The following is a 17,081-nucleotide window of genomic DNA, read 5'->3' on the forward strand; positions in this document are numbered from 1 at the left end:
GGGCGGGTCAGCCCGTCCCGGCGTCCGCGTGCTTCGCGTTGACGGCCCGGCGCAGGGCGCGCGGGACCGGGCCGGCCGCCGGGGCCAGCTTGTCGATCCGGGCCCGGAACTCGCGCCGGTGGCGCCAGGTCAGGGCCGTACTCAGCCGGGCCGCGTCGACCAGGGCGACCAGCGCCGCGTCCGCCGGGTCGACCCGGCTGAACGGGCCGCTCAGCGCCGAGGTGACGCTCGCCGCCAGCGCCTTGCGCACCCGGGGCTCCGTCAGGGTGACCCGGGCGACCGGGAAGATCCCGAGCACCCGGTGCTCCTCGACCCGGATCCGCCCGGCGGCCGCGAGCCCGTCGCGGACCACCCGCGCCGACCTCCCCCGGCGCCCGATCCAGCTCCACCAGGTGCGCCGCCGCCCCTGGCGGATCTGCTCCAGCAGCGCGGCGGAGAGCGGGTCGAGCCCGCCGGTCGGGCCGTCGACGGCGGCCGGGTGGCGGCCGTCGTCACGGATCAGCCCGCGGCGGAGGAGCTCGGTGAGCGCCGCCGCCCGCAGGGCCAGGTCCAGGTCGGTCGTGCGGGTGAGCCGCCCGCGCTCGGGGTCGTAGGCGAGCAGGTAGAGCTTCTCGGGCAGATTGACGGGAAGGTCCATCTCGGTCTCCGAAGGATCAGGGACGATCTGCGGAGCGCCCGGCCGCTGCGGTCAGTCCTCGGCGGGACCGCCGTCCTCCGGGCTCTCCTTGGGCGGTCGGCCGCGCCGGGGAAGCCGGGCCGCGCCGCTGGGCATCCGGCCGGCCTCGCCGAGGGCGCGGCGGAGCACGAACTCGATCTGGGCGTTGGTGCTGCGCAGTTCGTCCGCGGCCCACCTCGCCAGTGCGTCGTGAACCGAAGGATCCAGTCGCAACAGGAGCTTCTTCCGTTCCGTCGCCAACGCCGCGCCCTTACTGGTAGAGGGAGCCCGTGTTCACGACGGGCTGGGTGCCCCGGTCGCCGCAGAGCACCACCAGGAGGTTGCTCACCATGGCGGCCTTGCGCTCCTCGTCCAACTCCACCACGTCCCGCTCGGCGAGCCGGTCCAAGGCCTCCTCGACCATACCGACGGCGCCCTCGACGATCAGCCGCCGGGCGGCCACCACGGCCCCGGCCTGCTGCCGCTGGAGCATGACCTGGGCGACCTCGGGCGCGTAGGCGAGCCGGGTGATCCGGGACTCGACGACCCGCACACCGGCCGAGGCGACCCGGGCGGCGATCTCGGCGGACAGCTTGCGGGCGATCTCGTCCGCGCCGTCGCGCAGGGACAACTGCCCCTCGTGGTGGGCGTCGTACGGGTAGCTGGTGGCGATGTGCCGGACGGCCGTCTCGGTCTGGATGGCGACGAAGTCGACGTAGTCGTCCACCTCGAACACCGCCATCGCGGAGTCCTCGACCTGCCAGACCACCACGGCGGCGATCTCGATCGGGTTGCCGTCCGCGTCGTTGACCTTGGCGGTCTCGGTCTCGTGGTTGCGGATCCGCAGCGAGATGTGCCGGCGGCTGGTGAAGGGGTTCAGCCAGCTGATCCCCTCGGCGCGGATCGTCCCCCGGTAGGTGCCGAGCAGCTGGACCACCCGGGCCGAGCCGGGCGAGACGACCGTCAGCCCGCAGAGCAGGACCAGCGAGCCGAGCAGCAGCAGCGGTCCGAGGACCACCAGCGGAACGCCCAGGCCCTTGTCGCCACCGGCGAGTTGGACCCCGCCGGTGATCAGTCCGGCGAGCCCGGCGAGCACGCCCAGCAGGGCGCCGCCGAGCACCGGCAGCCCCGGAGCTCCGGTGATGACCCGCTCGGTGACCCTCGGGGCCGGGAGGTCGAGGACGGGGCCGTCCTCGACGGAGACGTGCGGTGCGGTCATGGGACCGACTCCCCCCTTGTGCGATGTGCGCCGCGCGGACGTCCGCTGCAGCTGTCAAAGTGATATCACTTTTTGGCGGCACCGCACCAGGGGTGGACGCGGGCCGACGCGGCCAGGCGCTCCGCGGTCCCGTTGTCGTCGATGGTCCCGGGAAAGAACCCGGCGCCCGTAGGAATCGGCCACCGCGTGCACGGCTGCGCGGCAGGCGGGATGTACGGGTCCCACGCGACCCCGGAAGGCCACGGGCCGGACCGGTCCCCGGGTCCCCAGGGAGGGTGAACCTCGGCGTGTAATCGCCACGGAGGATGTTTGCGCGCGTACAGTCTGTTCTCGCTGCGCCTGGAGCCCCGTCGGCCGACGGGCCGCACGGGGGTGGGAGAAGTGGGGCGGGTGGGACTCGAACCCACGACCAAGGGATTATGAGTCCCCTGCTCTAACCGGCTGAGCTACCGCCCCGGTTCGCCGCGCGTGCCGGTCGTCGGCCACGGCAGCAGCAGACGGCCCCGCGAGGCCGTCCCGGGCAGCATAGCCGGTCGATCACCCGTGGTGCGCGCCGGGGGCGCAGCTGGGTGCGGGAGGGCGCGCGCCCTCCCCGGTGGCGGGCTCCGGGTGGCGGTGGAGGGTCCGGACAGGGCAGCCTGGGCTGATGACGATGCGTGGGGCGGGAGCGGCGGCCGGAGGACTGGTGCTGGCCTTCGCGCTGGCGGGGTGCACCACCGCGGCGCGGCCCGGCACCGTCGCCCCGACGGTCACCTCGGCCCCGCCCGGTGCCGCCGACGCCCACGGCTGGAGCAAGCAGCGCTTCAAGGGGGCGATCGGCAAGCACACCGGGGTCACCCGCACCGCCAAGCCCACCGTGCTCAACGGCCTGGTCGGCGCGGTGTTCACGCGCAACGCGGACGGCGACCACTTCTGCACCGCCAGCGTGGTCGACAGCGCCGGGCTCAACCTGATCGTCACCGCCGCCCACTGCGTCTGGGACCCGAGGATCGGCCAGCGCAGCGACCTGGTCTTCGTCCCCGGCTACCGCAACGGCGACACCCCGAGCGGGGTCTGGCCGCTGCTGGCGGTCAGCGTGGACGACGGCTGGAAGGACCACGCCGACCCGGACATGGACGTCGCCTTCGCCGTCGTCCAGGCGCAGAACGGGCAGCAGGTGCAACAGGTGCTCGGCGCCAACAAACTGGGCGTCAACCGCGGCTACCAGGTCCCGGTGCGGGTGACCGGCTACCCGGGCAGCAGCGACGTCCCGATCACCTGCTCCAACACCACCACCGAACAGAGCGCCACCCAGCTGCGGATCGACTGCCCGGACTACACCGGCGGCACCAGCGGCAGTCCCTGGGTCACCGACTTCGACCCGTCCACCAGGACCGGCACCGTGGTCGGCGTGATCGGCGGCTACCAGGAGGGCGGGAACAGCCCGGACACCTCGTACAGCAGCTACTTCGGCGACCGGGTCCAGGCGCTCTACGACCGGGCCACCGGCTGACCGGGCCGGCCCCGGGCCGATTCGAACACCCGGCAGTGGCGCCGCCGGGCACGGCCTGGTAGATCTTCCTCTCGAACGGCGGAACGCACGGCCCGGATGCCCGCCCCGAAGAACGAGACGGAGCCCCGATGGCCCCCCGCCCGGTGCCGCCCGCGCGCGCGGCCGGAGCGACCGCGCTGGCCGCCCTGCTGCTGACCGCCGGCACCGCGTGCGGCAGCGGGCCGGACGCGGCGCCGAACGCCGAGGTCGCCCAGCAGAGCGCGGCCCGCGACCGGATCGGCACGCTGTCCGTCCACAGCGCCCAGGGCCCCCGGTCCTGCACGGCGAGCGTGGTGCGCAGCCCCGCGCGCAACCTGCTGGTCACCGCCGCGCACTGCGTGCAGAACCAGCGGGTCGGCCTGCTGGACGGCCTGGTGTTCACCCCCGGCTACCGCAACGGGTACTCCCCGTACGGGAGTTGGCAGGTGCAGTCGATCACCGTCGATCCCCGCTGGGCCTCCGACGACGACCCGGACTACGACGTGGCCTTCGTCACCGTCCGCCCGGCCGACGGCCGGCAGGTCGAGGAGGCGGTCGGCGGCAACCCGCTCGGCACCGGCCGGGGCGTCGGACTGGCGGTCTCGGTGACCGGCTACCCGAACGAGAGCGACGAACCGATCACCTGCGCGGTCCGGACCAGCTCGCAGAGCGCCACCCAGGAGCGCTTCGACTGCGGCGGCTACACCGACGGCACCAGCGGCAGCCCGTGGGTGACCGGCGACGGCACGGTGGTCGGCGTGATCGGCGGCTACCAGGAGGGCGGGGACACCCCGGGCACCTCGTACAGCGTGGCCTTCGACCAGCGGATCGCCGACCTGTACCGGCGGGCGACCACCTGATCCCCGCCGCCCTCACCCCGGCCCGTCCTCGGCGCCGGGGCGGGCACGGCGGGGTGACGCACACGACACCGGGGCGGACAACACGAAGGCCCCCCGGTCGTCCGAGGGGCCTTCGCTCTGAGCAGTCACCGGGCGGACCCGGTGCAGCTCCCGCAATTGGACTCGAACCAATAACCTGCCGATTAACAGTCGGCTGCTCTGCCAATTGAGCTATGCGGGATCGCGGTACTCAACTTCTGTACCACGGGCGGGAATCGGACTCCGAGGAGCACTACTCCCGAGCTCCCCCAATTGGACTCGAACCAATAACCTGCCGATTAACAGTCGGCTGCTCTGCCAATTGAGCTATGGGGGATCGGCTTCCGCTTCGGCTCCCGTGACCCGGGCTCCTCGGCGCTCGCTGCGGGACATACATTAGCGCACTCGGGGGGGTGGTCCGCCAATCGTTTCCCCGGCCGCCCCGAACCGCCGGTCCGGCGTGCCCCGCGCGCGCCCCCGACGGCACCCGGGGATGCTGGGGGCGCGGACGGTTCGCCGTCCCGGGCAACGGGTAGGGCAATGCGGCAGAAGGCCGCCAGGAGAGGGTGGGTCCGATCATGTGGAAGCTGTCGTTGGCCGCGGGTTTCGCGGCCGGCTACGTCCTCGGCTCGCGGGCCGGGCGCCGGCGCTACGAACAGATCACCGAGGTCACCCGGCGGATCGCCCGGAACCCGACCGTGCAGGGGGCCACCGACCGGGCGCGGCAGCAGGCCGGGGCGGTGGCCGGGAAGGCGGCCGGTGCCGTCGCGGACCGGGTCGGGGACAAGCTGCCGAACGCCGTCACCGACCGCGTGCCGTACTTCACCCGCTCCCGGGCGGAGGACGACGGCTGGGGCACCGTCCGCCCGTGACCGGGCGGTAGCCACCGTCCGTGACGGGGCGGTGATCCCCCGGCAAAGGAGATCCCAACGCCCGGTCCCGAACCGGCAACGGCTCACCCGGCCCGGACGCGTCCCGGGCCGGGCTGAGGCATGATCTCGACATGGCCATCGTCGCGGGGATAGACAGCTCGACCAGCCGCACCAGGATCGTCGCGTGCGACGCCGACACCGGCACCGTCCTGCGCTCCGGCAAGGCGCCCCACCCCGTCCCCGAGGACCAGGACCTGCGCCCCGGCGAGGCCGACCCGCAGGTCTGGCTGCACTCCCTCGGCGACGCCGCGGCCGGCGGCCTGCTGGAGGGCGTCCGGGCGATCGGCGTCAGCGCCCAGCAGCACGGCATGATCGGCCTGGACGCGGGCGGGGTGCAGGTGCGGCCCGCGATCCTGTGGAACGACCCGCGCTCCAGCGGCGCCGCCGCCAAGCTGCTGGACGCCCTCGGCGGCCCGGCCGCCTGGACCGCCGCGATCGGCGCCGTCCCCGGCCCCACGTACACCATCGCCAAGCTGCGCTGGCTGGCCGAGTTCGAGCCGGCCAACGCCCGCCGGGTCGCCGAGGTGCTGCTGCCGCACGACTGGCTGGTCTGGCAGCTGCTCGGCCACCCCAAGCGCCGCACCACCGACCGCGGCGACGCCTCCGGCACCGGCTACTGGTCCCCGATCACCGGCGAGTACCGGCAGGACCTGGTCGAGCTGGCGCTCGGCCACGAACTCCGGCTGCCCGACGTGCTCGGCCCCGCCGAACCCGCCGGGCACACCCCCGAGGGCCTGCTGATCTCGGCCGGCACCGGCGACAACATGGCCGCCGCCCTGGGCCTCGGCCTCGGCCCGGGCGACGCGGTGGTCTCGCTCGGCAGCGCCGGGACGATCTTCGCGGTGCACGAGGAGGCCGTGGTGGACGCCACCGGCCTGGTCTCCTCCTTCGCCGACGCCAGCGGCCGCCACCTGCCGATGGTCGCCACCCTCAACGCCGCCCAGGTGCTGCGCTCGACCGCCGCCGTACTCGGCCGGGACCTGGAGGGGCTGAGCGACCTCGCCCTGCACTCCTCCCCCGGCGCCTACGGCCTGGTGCTGCTGCCCTACCTGGACGGCGAGCGCACCCCCGCGCTGCCGCACGCCGCCGGCACCCTGACCGGCCTGCGGGCCGAGGCGATGACCCCTCAGCACCTGGCCCGGGCCGCCGTCGAGGGCATGCTGTGCAACACCGCCGACGCCCTGGACGTGCTGCGCGCCCAGGGCGTCGGCATCAAGCGGGTGTTCCTGCTCGGCGCGGCCGGCCGGCTGCCCGCCGTCCGGCACATCGCCCCGATGCTGTTCGGCGTCCCGGTCGTGGTGCCCCCGCCGGGCGCGCACGCCGCCCGCGGCGCCGCCCGGCAGGCCGCCTGGGCACTGGCCGGCACCTCCGAGCCGCCGGAGTGGGCGCTGCCGGACGCCGAGACGGTCGAGCCCGAGGGCGAACAGGACCTGGCGATCGGGTCGGCGGTGCGCCAGCAGTACCGGGCCGCCCGGGACCAGATCCACCCGGAGGCCGCCGCCGGCCCCTCGGCCTGACCCCTGCCGTCCGGGTCGATCCCGACCGGCCGGAGTCCGCCGGTGAGGATGCGTCACCCGGCGCCCGGTGGCAGCGTGGGTCGGGACACGGCAACCGAGGCGAAGGGCGACAGCCACCCATGGCCCTGCACAAGGGGACCGGCGACGACCGCCGGCTGAGCGTCAGTCCGTTCCTCGGCATCACCGACCCGCTGGGCGCGATGGAACTCGCCCCGCCGGTGCACCGGCTCGGCGAGGGCCCGGTCGCGGCCGACACCGCGTACCAGCTGATCCACGACGAGCTGATGCTGGACGGCAGCGCCAAGCTCAACCTGGCGACCTTCGTCACCACCTCGATGGAGGTGCAGGCGACCCGGCTGATGACCGAGTGCCTGGACAAGAACATGATCGACAAGGACGAGTACCCGCAGACCGCCGAACTGGAGCGGCGCTGCGTGGCCATCCTCGCCGACCTCTGGCACGCCCCCGACCCGGACGCCGCGGTCGGCTGCTCCACCACCGGCTCCAGCGAGGCCTGCATGCTGGCCGGCATGGCGCTCAAGCGCCGCTGGATGCGCCGCAACCCCGAGCGCTACGCGGCCGGGGCCCGGCCCAACCTCGTGATGGGCGTCAACGTCCAGGTGTGCTGGGAGAAGTTCTGCACCTTCTGGGAGATCGAGGCCCGCACCGCGCCGATGGAGGGCGAGCGCTTCCACCTCGGCCCCGAGCAGGCCGTCGCGCTGTGCGACGAGAACACCATCGGCGTGGTCGGCGTCCTCGGCTCGACCTTCGACGGCTCGTACGAGCCGGTCGCGGAGATCTGCGCGGCCCTGGACGAGCTCCAGGCGCGCACCGGCCTGGACGTCCCGGTGCACGTGGACGGCGCCTCCGGCGGCATGGTGGCGCCCTTCCTCGACCCGGAGCTGGTCTGGGACTTCCGGCTCCCCCGGGTGCAGTCGATCAACACCTCCGGCCACAAGTACGGCCTGGTCTACCCCGGCGTCGGCTGGGCCCTGTGGCGGGACAAGGAGGCCCTGCCCGAGGAACTGGTCTTCCGGGTCAACTACCTGGGCGGCGAGATGCCGACCTTCGCGCTCAACTTCTCCCGGCCCGGCGCGCAGGTCGCGGCGCAGTACTACGTCTTCCTGCGGCTCGGCCAGGCCGGTTTCCGGGCGGTCCAGGGCGCCTGCCGGGAGGTCGCCGGCTACCTGGCCGGGGAGATCGGGAAGCTCGACTGCTTCCGGCTGCTGACCCGCGGCGACCAGGTCCCGGTGTTCGCCTTCACCACCACCGAGGACGTCACCTTCGACGTCTTCGACGTCTCACGGCGGCTGCGCGAGCGCGGCTGGCAGGTCCCCGCGTACACCTTCCCGGCGAACCGGCAGGACCTGTCGGTGCTCCGGGTGGTCTGTCGCAACGGCTTCTCCCGGGACCTCGCCGACCTGCTGCTGGCCGACCTCAACCGGCTGCTGCCGGAGCTGCGCCGCCAGCCCGTCCCGCTGCAGGACCTGGGCGTGCCGGTCCGCGAGGGCTTCCACCACTGACGCGTGCGCGGGGCGGCTCGGCGCCCCGGAAACGCCGCGGTGGGAGGGCGCAGGGGAAGCGCCCTCCCACCGGGTGGTCCCGGTCGGTCGGGGCAGCCTCCCCCCGTGAGGCTGCCACGACCGGTGGGGGATCCGGGACTCCGTATCGGGCCGACCACGGCCGACCGGCCGGGGCCCGAACGAAACGGCCGGGCGGTGGAACGCACCGGCAGGGAGAACTCTGCACGACGAACACATGACTGTTCGATGGTTCCGGGGGGTTGTGAGACACTTCCGTCCGTCTCAACGCCATGACCTGGAGTTTGGGACACCGGGCCGCTGAGGTTGGAGAACGAGGAGACGCCGAACGGCCGGACCGGGCGCGCACCTCCCACCCCGTCCCACCGTCGTCCCGTCCCGCGACTCATGGAGGACCGCGTTGGCTTCCGTCTGGAAGGACCTGCCCGAGGAGCTTTCCGAGCCCGCCCGCCTGCTGGCCGAGGAGCTCCGCAAGCTCAAGGACGACGCCGGACTGTCACTGTCCGACCTCGCCACCCGGACCCACTACAGCCGGGCCTCCTGGGAGCGCTGGCTGAACGGCAAGCGGGTGGTCACCGAGCAGGCGCTGGAGGCGCTGATCAGGGCGGTCGACTGCGACCCGGTGGTGCTGCGCCGGCTCCGACAGCGGGCGGCCGACCCCGTGGCCCCGGGGACCGTGACCCAGGAGACCGTGGCCCCGAAGACCGAGGACCGTGGCGGGGAGCCCGGGGACCGGAGCGCGGACCCGGCACCGACCGACGCCGGGTCGACCCCCGGGAGCGACCCGTCCGGACCGGCCGAACCGGCCACCGAACCCGCCGAGCCCAGCGACGACCCGACCGCCGGACCGGCCGCCGAAGCCGCCGACGGGCCCACCGACGAGACCACCGACGAACCCGCCGTCGCCTGGTGGCGCCGTCCGGCGGCCCTGGTCGCCGGTGCGGCCGTGCTGGCACTGCTGCTGGTGCTGGCCGGGCTGCACCTCAGTCGGCACGACGACCAGGCCTCGGCCGCCGACGGGCCGGCCCCGAGCGCCTCGGCCACCGGCAGGACCGCCCCGACCACGGCGGCCGTGGCGGGCGCCCCCGACTGCCGGGCCCTCGGCTGCGCCCACAAGGACCCCAAGACCACCGGCTGCGGCAGGGACGCGCGCACGCTGCAGACCCAGGTCGTCGGCAAGGTCGTCGTCTACCTCCGCTACAGCCAGACCTGCCAGGCCGCCTGGGCGGCGATCTCCGAGGGCGAGCCCAAGGACTTCGCGGTGATCACCGACAGCACCGGTGACAGCGAGACCGCGATGATCCACTGGGGCTACGACAACTACTCGCCGATGCTGAACGCGGCCGACCCCTCGATCGGCTTCCAGGTCTGCGGCACCCAGCCGGCCGGGCACGACTGCACCGGGACCGTCACCGACCTGGCCAAGGTGGTGGCCTCCACCCCGATCCCGATCGGCCCCGCCTCACCGCCTCCGGGCGCCGGGGCCACGCCGAGCGACTCGGCTTCGGCCTCGGCACCGGCCTCGACACCTGCTTCGGCCTCGGCCGACCCGGCGCAGGGCGCGACCCAGGCACCGCCGACCGCGCAGGTCTCGCCGAGCCCGGCCGCGTCCCCGCCCGGTCAGTCGAGGTAGCCGCGCAGCTGCTCGGCGAAGGCGTGGTCGCGGAGCTTGACCAGCGTCTTGGACTCGATCTGCCGGATCCGCTCCCGCGTCACGCCGAACACCGAGCCGATCTCCTCCAGCGTGCGCGGGCGGCCGTCATCCAGGCCGTAGCGGAGCTGGACGACCTGGCGTTCCCGTTCGCCCAGGGTCGCCAGCACGGCGTCCAGGTGCTGGCGCAGCAGCAGGAAGGTCGCCGACTCGGCGGGTGAGGCGGCGTCGGCGTCCTCGATCAGGTCACCGAGCGCGACGTCGTCCTCCTCCCCGACCGGGGTGTGCAGCGAGATCGGCTCCTGGGCCAGCCGGAGCAGCTCGCGGACCCGCACCTCGGTGAGCTCCAGGGCGGTGCCGATGTCGGCCGGGCTCGGCTCCAGACCGCGCTCCTGCAGCAGCGCGCGCTGCACCCGGACCACCCGGTTGATCAGCTCCACCACGTGCACCGGCACCCGGATCGTCCGGGCCTGGTCCGCCAGCGCCCGGCTCATCGCCTGCCGGATCCACCAGGTCGCGTACGTCGAGAACTTGTAGCCGCGGGCGTAGTCGAACTTCTCCACCGCCCGGATCAGGCCCAGGTTGCCCTCCTGGACCAGGTCCAGCAGGGTCAGTCCGCGGCCGACGTAGCGCTTGGCGACGGACACCACCAGGCGCAGGTTCGCCTCGATCAGGCGGCGCTTGGCGATCCGGCCGAGGACCACCAGGGAGTCCAGTTCGCCGGCCAGCGGGTCGGGCGGCGGCGGGTCCCCGTTCAGCTGCTCCTCGGCGAACAGTCCGGCCTCGATCCGGCGGGCCAGTTCGACCTCCTCGGCGGCGGTGAGGAGCCGGATCCGGCCGATCTCGCGCAGGTACTGGCGCAGCAGGTCGGCGGCCGGACCGCCGCCCTCGGAGCGCTCGGCGGGGCCCTCGTCGTCGAGGTCCGGCTCGGCCTCCGCCTCCGGGCTGTCGGGGTGGCCCTCCGGGCGCTCCTGGGCGGGGACCCGCGGGCCCGGGGGCGCGGCCCCGGCCCGGCCGTGGTCCGTCTCCTGCTCCCCGGTCGGCGGCCCGGTGGGCTCGGCCCGTCCGGTCGGTTCGGCTCGTCCGGTGGGTTCGGCTCGTCCGGTGGGTTCGGCTCGTCCGGTGGGCTCGGCCCGTCCGGTCGGCTCGGCTCGTCTGGTGGCGGTGGTCGCTGCGGCAAGGCCTTGGTCCACGGGCATCCCTCGGGGCGGGCGCGACTCTGGCGGACCCGCGCTGTACGGAGGTGGGACGCCCTCCAGTGTGGGGTACGCCACGCTCCGTGGCCGAGACTCGTGCGCCGACTTTCTGGGCGGGACTTCCCGGGCCCGTTCGCGCCGGAGAACCCGCTACAACGCCGCGGCGCCCCGGCTCTTGAGCTGGTCGCCGTACTGCTGGAGCTGCCACAGCTCGGTCTGCACCGCGTGCAGCTGCTCGGCGTCCGCCCGGTGGCCCAGCCGCTGGAGGTAGCCGCGGACCTCGGCGATCCGCCGGTCGACGGCCAGCAGGCGCAGCTTGACCAGGAACTCCCCCGCGTAGATCGCGTCCGCCTTGCGCAGCGAGCGCACCGGTTCGACGGTCAGCTCGGTCACCAGCGAGCGCACCTGGTCGTCCGGGGAGGCCTCGCGCACCGCTCCGGTGAAGTCGGGCGCGGCCGCCCCGTACCCGGTGCCGCCGGCCTTGGCGATGGCCTGCCGGACGGCGGTGTACGGCGGGGTCGGGAACTCGTCCTCGCCGTACTGGTCGAAGGCCGGGCAGACCAGCTCCGGGTGCTGGAGCGCCAGCTTGAGCAGCTCCCGCTCGACGAACTGGGCCGGGTCCCGCGGGTTGAGCCGGAACGCGGGCCTGGCCGGGCCCGGCACCGCGACGGGCTGCTCGGTGCGCCGCTGCTGGCCGTTGGCGCGGGGGTTCTGCTGCTTCTCCCGCTCCCAGCGGGCCAGCTGGGAGATCCGGCGGACCACGAACTGCTCGTCGCCCGGGTTCACCCCGACCATGCCGGCCAGCCGGATCGCGTAGCCGTGCCGGATCGACGGGTCCTTGATCTTCGCGACGATCAGGGCGGCCTCCTCCATCGCGGCGGCCTGCCCCTCGGGGGTCTCGACCCGGTGCTTGGCGACCGCCGTGTTCAGCGCGAACTCGAACAGCGGGACGGGGTGGTCGATCAGCTGCCGGACCGCCTCGTCGCCCTGGGCCAGCCGCAGGTCGCAGGGGTCCATGCCGCCCGGGCTGACCGCGATGGAGGTCTTGGCGGCGAACTTCTGGTCGTCCTCGAAGGCGCGCAGCGCGGCCTTCTGGCCGGCCGCGTCGCCGTCGAAGGTGAAGACCGTCTCGCCGCGGTACTGGGAGGTGTCCATCAGCAGCCGGCGGATGATCTTGATGTGGTCCTCGGCGAACGCCGTGCCGCAGGTCGCCACCGCCGAGGTGACCCCGGCCAGGTGGCAGGCCATCACGTCGGTGTAGCCCTCGACCACCACCGCGCGGCCCGACTTGGCGATCTCCTTCTTCGCCAGGTCGATGCCGTACAGCACGTGGGACTTCTTGTAGATCGGCGTCTCGGGGGTGTTCAGGTACTTCGGACCGTTGTCGTCCTCGCGCAGCCGGCGGGCGCCGAACCCGACCACCTCGCCCGCGATGTCCCGGATCGGCCACACCAGCCGGCCCCGGAAGCGGTCGATCAGACCGCCGCGCTGCCCCTGCGAGGCCAGGCCGCCCTGGAGGATCTCCTTGTCGCTGAACCCCTTACCGCGCAGGTAGCGGACCAGGTGCTCCCACCCCGCCGGGGCGTAGCCCACCCCGAAGGTCTTCGCGGCCTCCTCGTCGAAGCCGCGCTCGGCCAGGAAGCGGCGGCCGATCTCCGCCTCCGCCGAGGCCAGCTGCTCCTGGTACCAGGCCGAGGCCACCTTGTGCGCCTCGACCAGCCGGGTCCGCTCGCCCTGCTGGTGGCGGGGGCTGTAGCCGCCCTCCTCGTAGCGCAGCGTGATGCCGGCCTGGGCGGCCATCCGCTCGACGGCCTCGGCGAAGGTGAAGTGCTCGATCTTCATCAGGAAGGCGATGGTGTCGCCGTTCTCCTGGCAGCCGAAGCAGTGGAAGACGCCCTTGGCGGGGTTGACGTAGAAGGAGGCGGACTTCTCGTCGTGGAAGGGGCAGACGCCCTTGTACTCGCCACCGCCACCGTTGGTCAGCTGTACGTAGTCGCCGACCACGGCGTCGATCGGCAGTGCGCTGCGCACCGCTTGTACGTCTTCGTCCCTGATCCGCCCGGCCACCCCGGAAGTCTACTGGGGCGGCCGGGGTTTCGAGCCGGGGCTACGGCCCGGGTTCCGGCCGGGGCCGCGGCCCGGGTCCGGGTCCGGGCCGCACCGGGTGGGCGGGACGTGGGCGTGGCGTGGGCGTCAGGTCCAGGAGGCCCCGACCAGCCTGCCGTGCAGGGCCAGCGCCGAGGCGTCCGTGAGGGTGGCGATCTGGTCGATCACCGTGCGCAGGGCGGCGCGGTCGTCCTCGGCCTCGTGGTACATCGCGGTGAAGACCGGGTCCAGCCCCTCGGGGGCGCGCTGGTTCAGCACGTACGCCAGCTCGGCGATCACGATCCGCTGGCGGGCCCGCAGCTGGGCCTGCTCGTCGCGCATCATCACGTAGAGGACGGCGACGGCCTTGAGCACCGCGACCTCCAGCCGGACCTCCCGCGGCACCACCAGCTCGGCGGTGTAGCGGGTCAGCCGGCCGGGGCCGTAGCGGGCGCGGGTGGCCTGCTCGGCGGCCAGGCAGAAGCGGCCGATCAGCTGGCTGGTGAGGTCCTTGAGCCCGGCCCGGGCACGCGCGGTGCCGTCGTAGCCCTGCGGCCAGAAGTCCTGGGCCAGCAGCCGGTCCAGGGCGGCGGAGAGCTCCTCCGGCTCGGCGTCCGGGGCGTAGCGCTCGGCGACCTTGAACAGGTCGGCGCGCTCGCCGGGGGCGCGCAGCGCGGCCGGGTCGATGTGGCCGGCCTGGAGGCCGTCCTCGACGTCGTGGGTGGAGTAGGCGACGTCGTCGGACCAGTCCATGACGGTGGCCTCGAAGCACTTGCGCCCGGCCGGGGAGCCGGCCCGCAGCCAGCGGAAGACCGGCAGGTCGTCGGCGTAGACGCCGTACTTGGGCGAGGCCGGGTCGGTCGGGTGGGCGCCCTTGGTCCACGGGTACTTGGTGGCCGCGTCCAGGGCGGCCCGGCTCAGGTTGAGGCCGACGCTGCGCCCGGGCCAGGGGGCGAGCCGGGAGGCCGGCTGCTCCTCCGCCAGCGCGAACCGCTTGGGTTCGAGCCGGGTCAGGATGCGCAGCGACTGGGCGTTGCCCTCGAAGCCGCCGCAGGCCTCGGCGGCCTGGTCGAGGGCCTCCTCGCCGGTGTGGCCGAAGGGCGGGTGGCCGATGTCGTGGGCCAGGCAGCCGGTCTCCACCAGGTCCGGGTCGCAGCCGAGGGCGGCGCCCAGTTCCCGGCCGACCTGGGCGCATTCGAGCGAGTGGGTGAGCCGGGTGCGCGGGAAGTCGCTGCGCATCGGGGCCACCACCTGGGTGATGCCGGCCAGCCGGCGCAGTGCGGCGGAGTGCAGCACCCGGGCGCGGTCGCGCTGGAAGGCGGTGCGGCCGGGACGCTTGTCCGGTTCGGGGACCCAGCGGGCCTCGGCGGCGTGGTCGTACGGGAGCGGGGCGGCGAGGCGGTGCGTGGTGTCGTCCATCCACTTCCTTGCGTAGTCGTCCGGGCGCGCGGAGTGACATATACTCGGCCACCTGTCCTCGGGCAGCGGTCAGGGCTTGACCGTCATGAGGCTCCCAGAGCCGAGTGAGAAGCCGCTCCGTCATCGCGGAGAGGCGGAGTCACATGGCACTCACGGTACGCCGTCCCACTGACGCGGGAGGCGTGCCCCTCGTGAGGCGCAGAGTGCGGATCCGTAGATCCATCACCACGTGCCGCCGACCAACGCGGTCGGCGGCACGGTCTGCGGCAGCCTCAGCCCCGGACGGCCTTGAGCAGCGCGGCGGCCACCCCCTCCTCCCCCTTGGCGTTGGGGTGGACCGGGGTGAGGCCGTGGGCCGGGAACGGCGGCTCGATCCAGCGGGCGTCCTCCCCCGCACACATGTCGTGCCCGGCCGAGGGCCCGGCGGTGTCCACGAACACCGCCCCGGCGGCCTCCGCGCGCTGCTTGAGCATGCCGTTGAGCTGCTGCTCCTTCTCGGTCAGGAAACCGAGGTCGGCCGCCGCGACCGTGGTGCCCAGGGTCGCCCGGCAGCCCGCCGGGTCGGCCGGGAGCAGGGCCGGGTAGCCGACCACGTACACCCGGGCCCGCGGGGAGCGGCGCCCGATCTCCCGGAGGACCTCGCCGAGCCTCTCGCCGGCCGCGTCGACCCGGGCCCGCACCTCGTCGGTGCCGCCGGAGGCGTAGTGCTCCCGGCAGGGCGCGGCCGCGCGGTCCTCGCCGACCAGGTCCTTCACCGCGTCCGCCAGGGTGGCCTTGGCGCACTCGGTGACGACCTCCATGAAACCGGCGTCGTTGCCGCCGATGCCCACGGTGACCAGCCGGGTGTCCGGGGTCAGCGCGTCCAGCTGGGCCGGGTTGGGGCCGTCGGCGGTCTTCTGCGGGCTCCTGAGGTCCCCGGTGCGGGCACCGCTGCAGCTGACGTCCCGGAACTGCCCGGGCGCCACCCCGAGCGCCTTCGCCAGCAGGGAGGGGTAGTTGACCCCGGAGCGGGCGCAGCCGGCCGGGTCGCCGACCTGCGGGGCGATCCGGGGCCCGGCGGTGTACGAGTCGCCGAGCGCCACGTACGGGGCGGCGGGCGGCGGGGTGGGGGTCGGCGTCGGGGTGGGGGTCGGGGTCGCACCGGCCGGGGCGCGACCGGGCAGGGCGCCCGCGAAGCCCCGGTCGGAGCCGTCCGGTCCGTCCGACCCGCCGCCGCACCCGGCCAGGGCGGCCAGCAGCAGGGCGGCCGAGAGGGCCGTCGCGACGGTCGTCGGGCGGGTGGTCCTGGGCATGGCGTCCCCCCTGGGGGTGCGGGTCACGGGCAGCTCCGTACGTGGCGGCCGGTCCCCCCGGGCACCGCACGGCTCAACGTACGGGCGGCGCCGATGACTCCCGCCACGGCGTCGGCGTTACGCCGTTCCGGCGACTCCGCACCCGTCACCCAGCGCCCGTCACTCCGTTCCCGTTGCCCCGGCTCCCGTTGCCCCGTTCCCGCTACTCCGCGCCGCGTTCGTGCTCGGCGAGGAACTGCTCGAAGCGCCGCCCCAGCTCGTCCGCGGACGGCAGGTCGACCGGCTCGGCCAGCAGGCTCTCCCGGCCCTCGGCGCCCGCGACCGCGTCGTACTGGCCCTCCATGCCACGGATGGCGGAGCGCAACTCGCCGTCGCCCTGGGCCAGCTGCTCCTCGATGTCGGCGTACACCTCGCCCGTCCGCTCGCGCAGCCGGGTGCCGGGCAGCACCAGGCCGGTGGCGGACTGCACCGCCTCCAGGATCAGCACGGCGGCCGCCGGGTAGGCCGAACGGGCCACGTAGTGGGGGACGTGCACGGCGAAGCCCAGCACGTCGTGCCCGGCCTCGGCCAGGCGGTACTCCAGCAGGGCCTGGGCGCTGCCCGGGACCTGCGCCTGCTCGAACCACTGCGGGTACCCCGGCGCGAGGTCGAGCCGGTTGCCGTGCGGCGTCAGGCCGACCGGGCGGGTGTGCGGCACGCCCATCGGGATGCCGTGGAAGTCCAGGCTGAGCCGGACCTCGAAGCGCTCCACCAGCTCCCGGACGGCGCGCGCGAAGCGCTCCCACTCGACGTCCGGCTCGGGGCCGGTGAGCAGCAGGAACGGGGCGCCGGCGGCGTCGCGGACCAGCTGGAGCAGGATCTCCGGCGGGTCGTAGGAGGACCAGTGGTCGTGGTCGAAGACCATCGCGGGGCGGCGGGCCCGGTAGTCGACCAGGCGGTCGTGGTCGAAGCGGGCCACCACCTGGGGGGAGCCCGTCTCCAGCAGGTGGGCCACCACCTGGGCGCCCGCCTCGCCGGCGTCCATGAAGCCCTCGAAGTGCTGGAGCAGCACCAGGCCGGCGCCGGTGTCGCGCAGCTCCGCGTTGGCCTCGGCCACGGCGGCCACGCCCCGCTCATCCAGCTCGTACAGCGCCTGGAAGTCTCGCACCGCGCACCCTTCCCCGTTCTCTGCTCGTCCCGCTCCGAC

General features: G+C 74.2%; 14 protein-coding genes and 3 tRNA genes. 6 read left to right on the forward strand and 11 right to left on the reverse strand.

Annotation, left to right across the window (positions count from 1 at the left end; genetic code table 11):
* Positions 1-7 precede the first annotated feature (7 nt).
* The 4 genes from ACFV8H_RS20230 to ACFV8H_RS20245 all read right to left on the reverse strand — a co-directional run bounded on the left by ACFV8H_RS20230 (position 8) and on the right by ACFV8H_RS20245 (position 2,330).
* Positions 8-637, reverse strand: a complete 630-nt coding sequence (locus ACFV8H_RS20230) for a GPP34 family phosphoprotein (RefSeq protein ID WP_380401615.1) — start codon at positions 635-637, stop codon at positions 8-10.
* A 51-nt stretch (positions 638-688) separates the two neighbouring features.
* Complete coding sequence (locus ACFV8H_RS20235; RefSeq protein WP_380401618.1) at positions 689-916, reverse strand: hypothetical protein; 228 nt, start codon at positions 914-916, stop codon at positions 689-691.
* A 10-nt stretch (positions 917-926) separates the two neighbouring features.
* On the reverse strand, positions 927-1,874 hold the full coding sequence (locus ACFV8H_RS20240; protein ID WP_380401621.1) for an SPFH domain-containing protein: 948 nt from the start codon (positions 1,872-1,874) through the stop codon (positions 927-929).
* A gap of 382 nt (positions 1,875-2,256) precedes the next feature.
* Positions 2,257-2,330: transfer RNA gene (locus ACFV8H_RS20245), tRNA-Ile, on the reverse strand.
* A 190-nt stretch (positions 2,331-2,520) separates the two neighbouring features.
* Between ACFV8H_RS20245 and ACFV8H_RS20250 the strand changes: the two genes are divergently transcribed.
* Positions 2,521-3,366: a trypsin-like serine peptidase gene (locus ACFV8H_RS20250; RefSeq protein ID WP_380401624.1), complete on the forward strand. Its 846-nt coding sequence runs from the start codon at positions 2,521-2,523 to the stop codon at positions 3,364-3,366.
* 128 nt (positions 3,367-3,494) lie between these two features.
* Complete coding sequence (locus ACFV8H_RS20255) at positions 3,495-4,244, forward strand: trypsin-like serine peptidase (protein WP_380401627.1); 750 nt, start codon at positions 3,495-3,497, stop codon at positions 4,242-4,244.
* A 147-nt stretch (positions 4,245-4,391) separates the two neighbouring features.
* On the opposite strand, the gene ACFV8H_RS20260 is transcribed toward ACFV8H_RS20255, so the two are convergent.
* Together ACFV8H_RS20260 and ACFV8H_RS20265 are read right to left on the reverse strand one after the other, a co-directional pair.
* Positions 4,392-4,464, reverse strand: a tRNA-Asn gene (locus ACFV8H_RS20260).
* Between the two features lie 62 nt (positions 4,465-4,526).
* A tRNA-Asn gene (locus ACFV8H_RS20265) sits at positions 4,527-4,599 on the reverse strand.
* Positions 4,600-4,840: 241 nt separating this feature from the next.
* On the opposite strand from ACFV8H_RS20265, the gene ACFV8H_RS20270 reads away from it, so the two are divergent.
* The 4 genes from ACFV8H_RS20270 (at position 4,841) to ACFV8H_RS20285 (ending at position 9,885) form a co-directional block, all read left to right on the forward strand.
* Complete coding sequence (locus ACFV8H_RS20270; RefSeq protein ID WP_380401630.1) at positions 4,841-5,134, forward strand: hypothetical protein; 294 nt, start codon at positions 4,841-4,843, stop codon at positions 5,132-5,134.
* A 131-nt stretch (positions 5,135-5,265) separates the two neighbouring features.
* Positions 5,266-6,711 (forward strand): FGGY family carbohydrate kinase, encoded by a 1,446-nt coding sequence (locus ACFV8H_RS20275; RefSeq protein WP_380401632.1) that lies wholly within the window; start codon positions 5,266-5,268, stop codon positions 6,709-6,711.
* A gap of 119 nt (positions 6,712-6,830) precedes the next feature.
* Complete coding sequence (locus ACFV8H_RS20280) at positions 6,831-8,234, forward strand: glutamate decarboxylase (protein WP_380401635.1); 1,404 nt, start codon at positions 6,831-6,833, stop codon at positions 8,232-8,234.
* 418 nt (positions 8,235-8,652) lie between these two features.
* A complete protein-coding gene (locus tag ACFV8H_RS20285; protein ID WP_380401638.1) occupies positions 8,653-9,885 on the forward strand; it encodes a helix-turn-helix domain-containing protein in 1,233 nt (410 codons plus the stop codon).
* Here ACFV8H_RS20285 and ACFV8H_RS20290 read toward each other — a convergent pair.
* The 5 genes from ACFV8H_RS20290 to ACFV8H_RS20310 all read right to left on the reverse strand — a co-directional run bounded on the left by ACFV8H_RS20290 (position 9,873) and on the right by ACFV8H_RS20310 (position 17,042).
* A complete protein-coding gene (locus ACFV8H_RS20290; protein WP_380401641.1) occupies positions 9,873-11,102 on the reverse strand; it encodes a sigma-70 family RNA polymerase sigma factor in 1,230 nt (409 codons plus the stop codon). The two genes, ACFV8H_RS20285 and ACFV8H_RS20290, sit on opposite strands and share 13 nt — an antisense overlap.
* 147 nt (positions 11,103-11,249) lie before the next feature.
* Entirely contained in the window at positions 11,250-13,166 is a 1,917-nt protein-coding gene (dnaG, locus tag ACFV8H_RS20295) for a DNA primase (RefSeq protein ID WP_380401643.1), read from the reverse strand.
* A gap of 126 nt (positions 13,167-13,292) precedes the next feature.
* Complete coding sequence (locus ACFV8H_RS20300) at positions 13,293-14,603, reverse strand: deoxyguanosinetriphosphate triphosphohydrolase (protein ID WP_380401646.1); 1,311 nt, start codon at positions 14,601-14,603, stop codon at positions 13,293-13,295.
* Between the two features lie 272 nt (positions 14,604-14,875).
* Complete coding sequence (locus ACFV8H_RS20305) at positions 14,876-15,895, reverse strand: SGNH/GDSL hydrolase family protein (RefSeq protein ID WP_380401648.1); 1,020 nt, start codon at positions 15,893-15,895, stop codon at positions 14,876-14,878.
* A 202-nt stretch (positions 15,896-16,097) separates the two neighbouring features.
* Positions 16,098-17,042 carry a PAC2 family protein gene (locus ACFV8H_RS20310; protein WP_360228636.1) on the reverse strand — a complete coding sequence of 315 codons (945 nt, stop codon included), beginning with the start codon at positions 17,040-17,042 and terminating at the stop codon, positions 16,098-16,100.
* Positions 17,043-17,081 lie beyond the last annotated feature (39 nt).

Source organism: Kitasatospora sp. NPDC059827 (assembly GCF_042731675.1).
Lineage (GTDB): Bacteria > Actinomycetota > Actinomycetes > Streptomycetales > Streptomycetaceae > Kitasatospora.

Bases quoted from the DNA above. Each gene is read 5' to 3' on its own strand.
- ACFV8H_RS20240 (WP_380401621.1), bottom strand. From the start codon at position 1,874: ATGACCGCACCGCACGTCTCCGTCGAGGACGGCCCCGTCCTCGACCTC.
- ACFV8H_RS20250 (WP_380401624.1), top strand. From the start codon at position 2,521: ATGACGATGCGTGGGGCGGGAGCGGCGGCCGGAGGACTGGTGCTGGCC.
- ACFV8H_RS20255 (WP_380401627.1), top strand. From the start codon at position 3,495: ATGGCCCCCCGCCCGGTGCCGCCCGCGCGCGCGGCCGGAGCGACCGCG.
- ACFV8H_RS20300 (WP_380401646.1), bottom strand. From the start codon at position 14,603: ATGGACGACACCACGCACCGCCTCGCCGCCCCGCTCCCGTACGACCAC.
- ACFV8H_RS20230 (WP_380401615.1), bottom strand. From the start codon at position 637: ATGGACCTTCCCGTCAATCTGCCCGAGAAGCTCTACCTGCTCGCCTAC.
- ACFV8H_RS20275 (WP_380401632.1), top strand. From the start codon at position 5,266: ATGGCCATCGTCGCGGGGATAGACAGCTCGACCAGCCGCACCAGGATC.
- ACFV8H_RS20280 (WP_380401635.1), top strand. From the start codon at position 6,831: ATGGCCCTGCACAAGGGGACCGGCGACGACCGCCGGCTGAGCGTCAGT.
- ACFV8H_RS20305 (WP_380401648.1), bottom strand. From the start codon at position 15,895: ATGCCCAGGACCACCCGCCCGACGACCGTCGCGACGGCCCTCTCGGCC.
- ACFV8H_RS20270 (WP_380401630.1), top strand. From the start codon at position 4,841: ATGTGGAAGCTGTCGTTGGCCGCGGGTTTCGCGGCCGGCTACGTCCTC.
- ACFV8H_RS20290 (WP_380401641.1), bottom strand. From the start codon at position 11,102: ATGCCCGTGGACCAAGGCCTTGCCGCAGCGACCACCGCCACCAGACGA.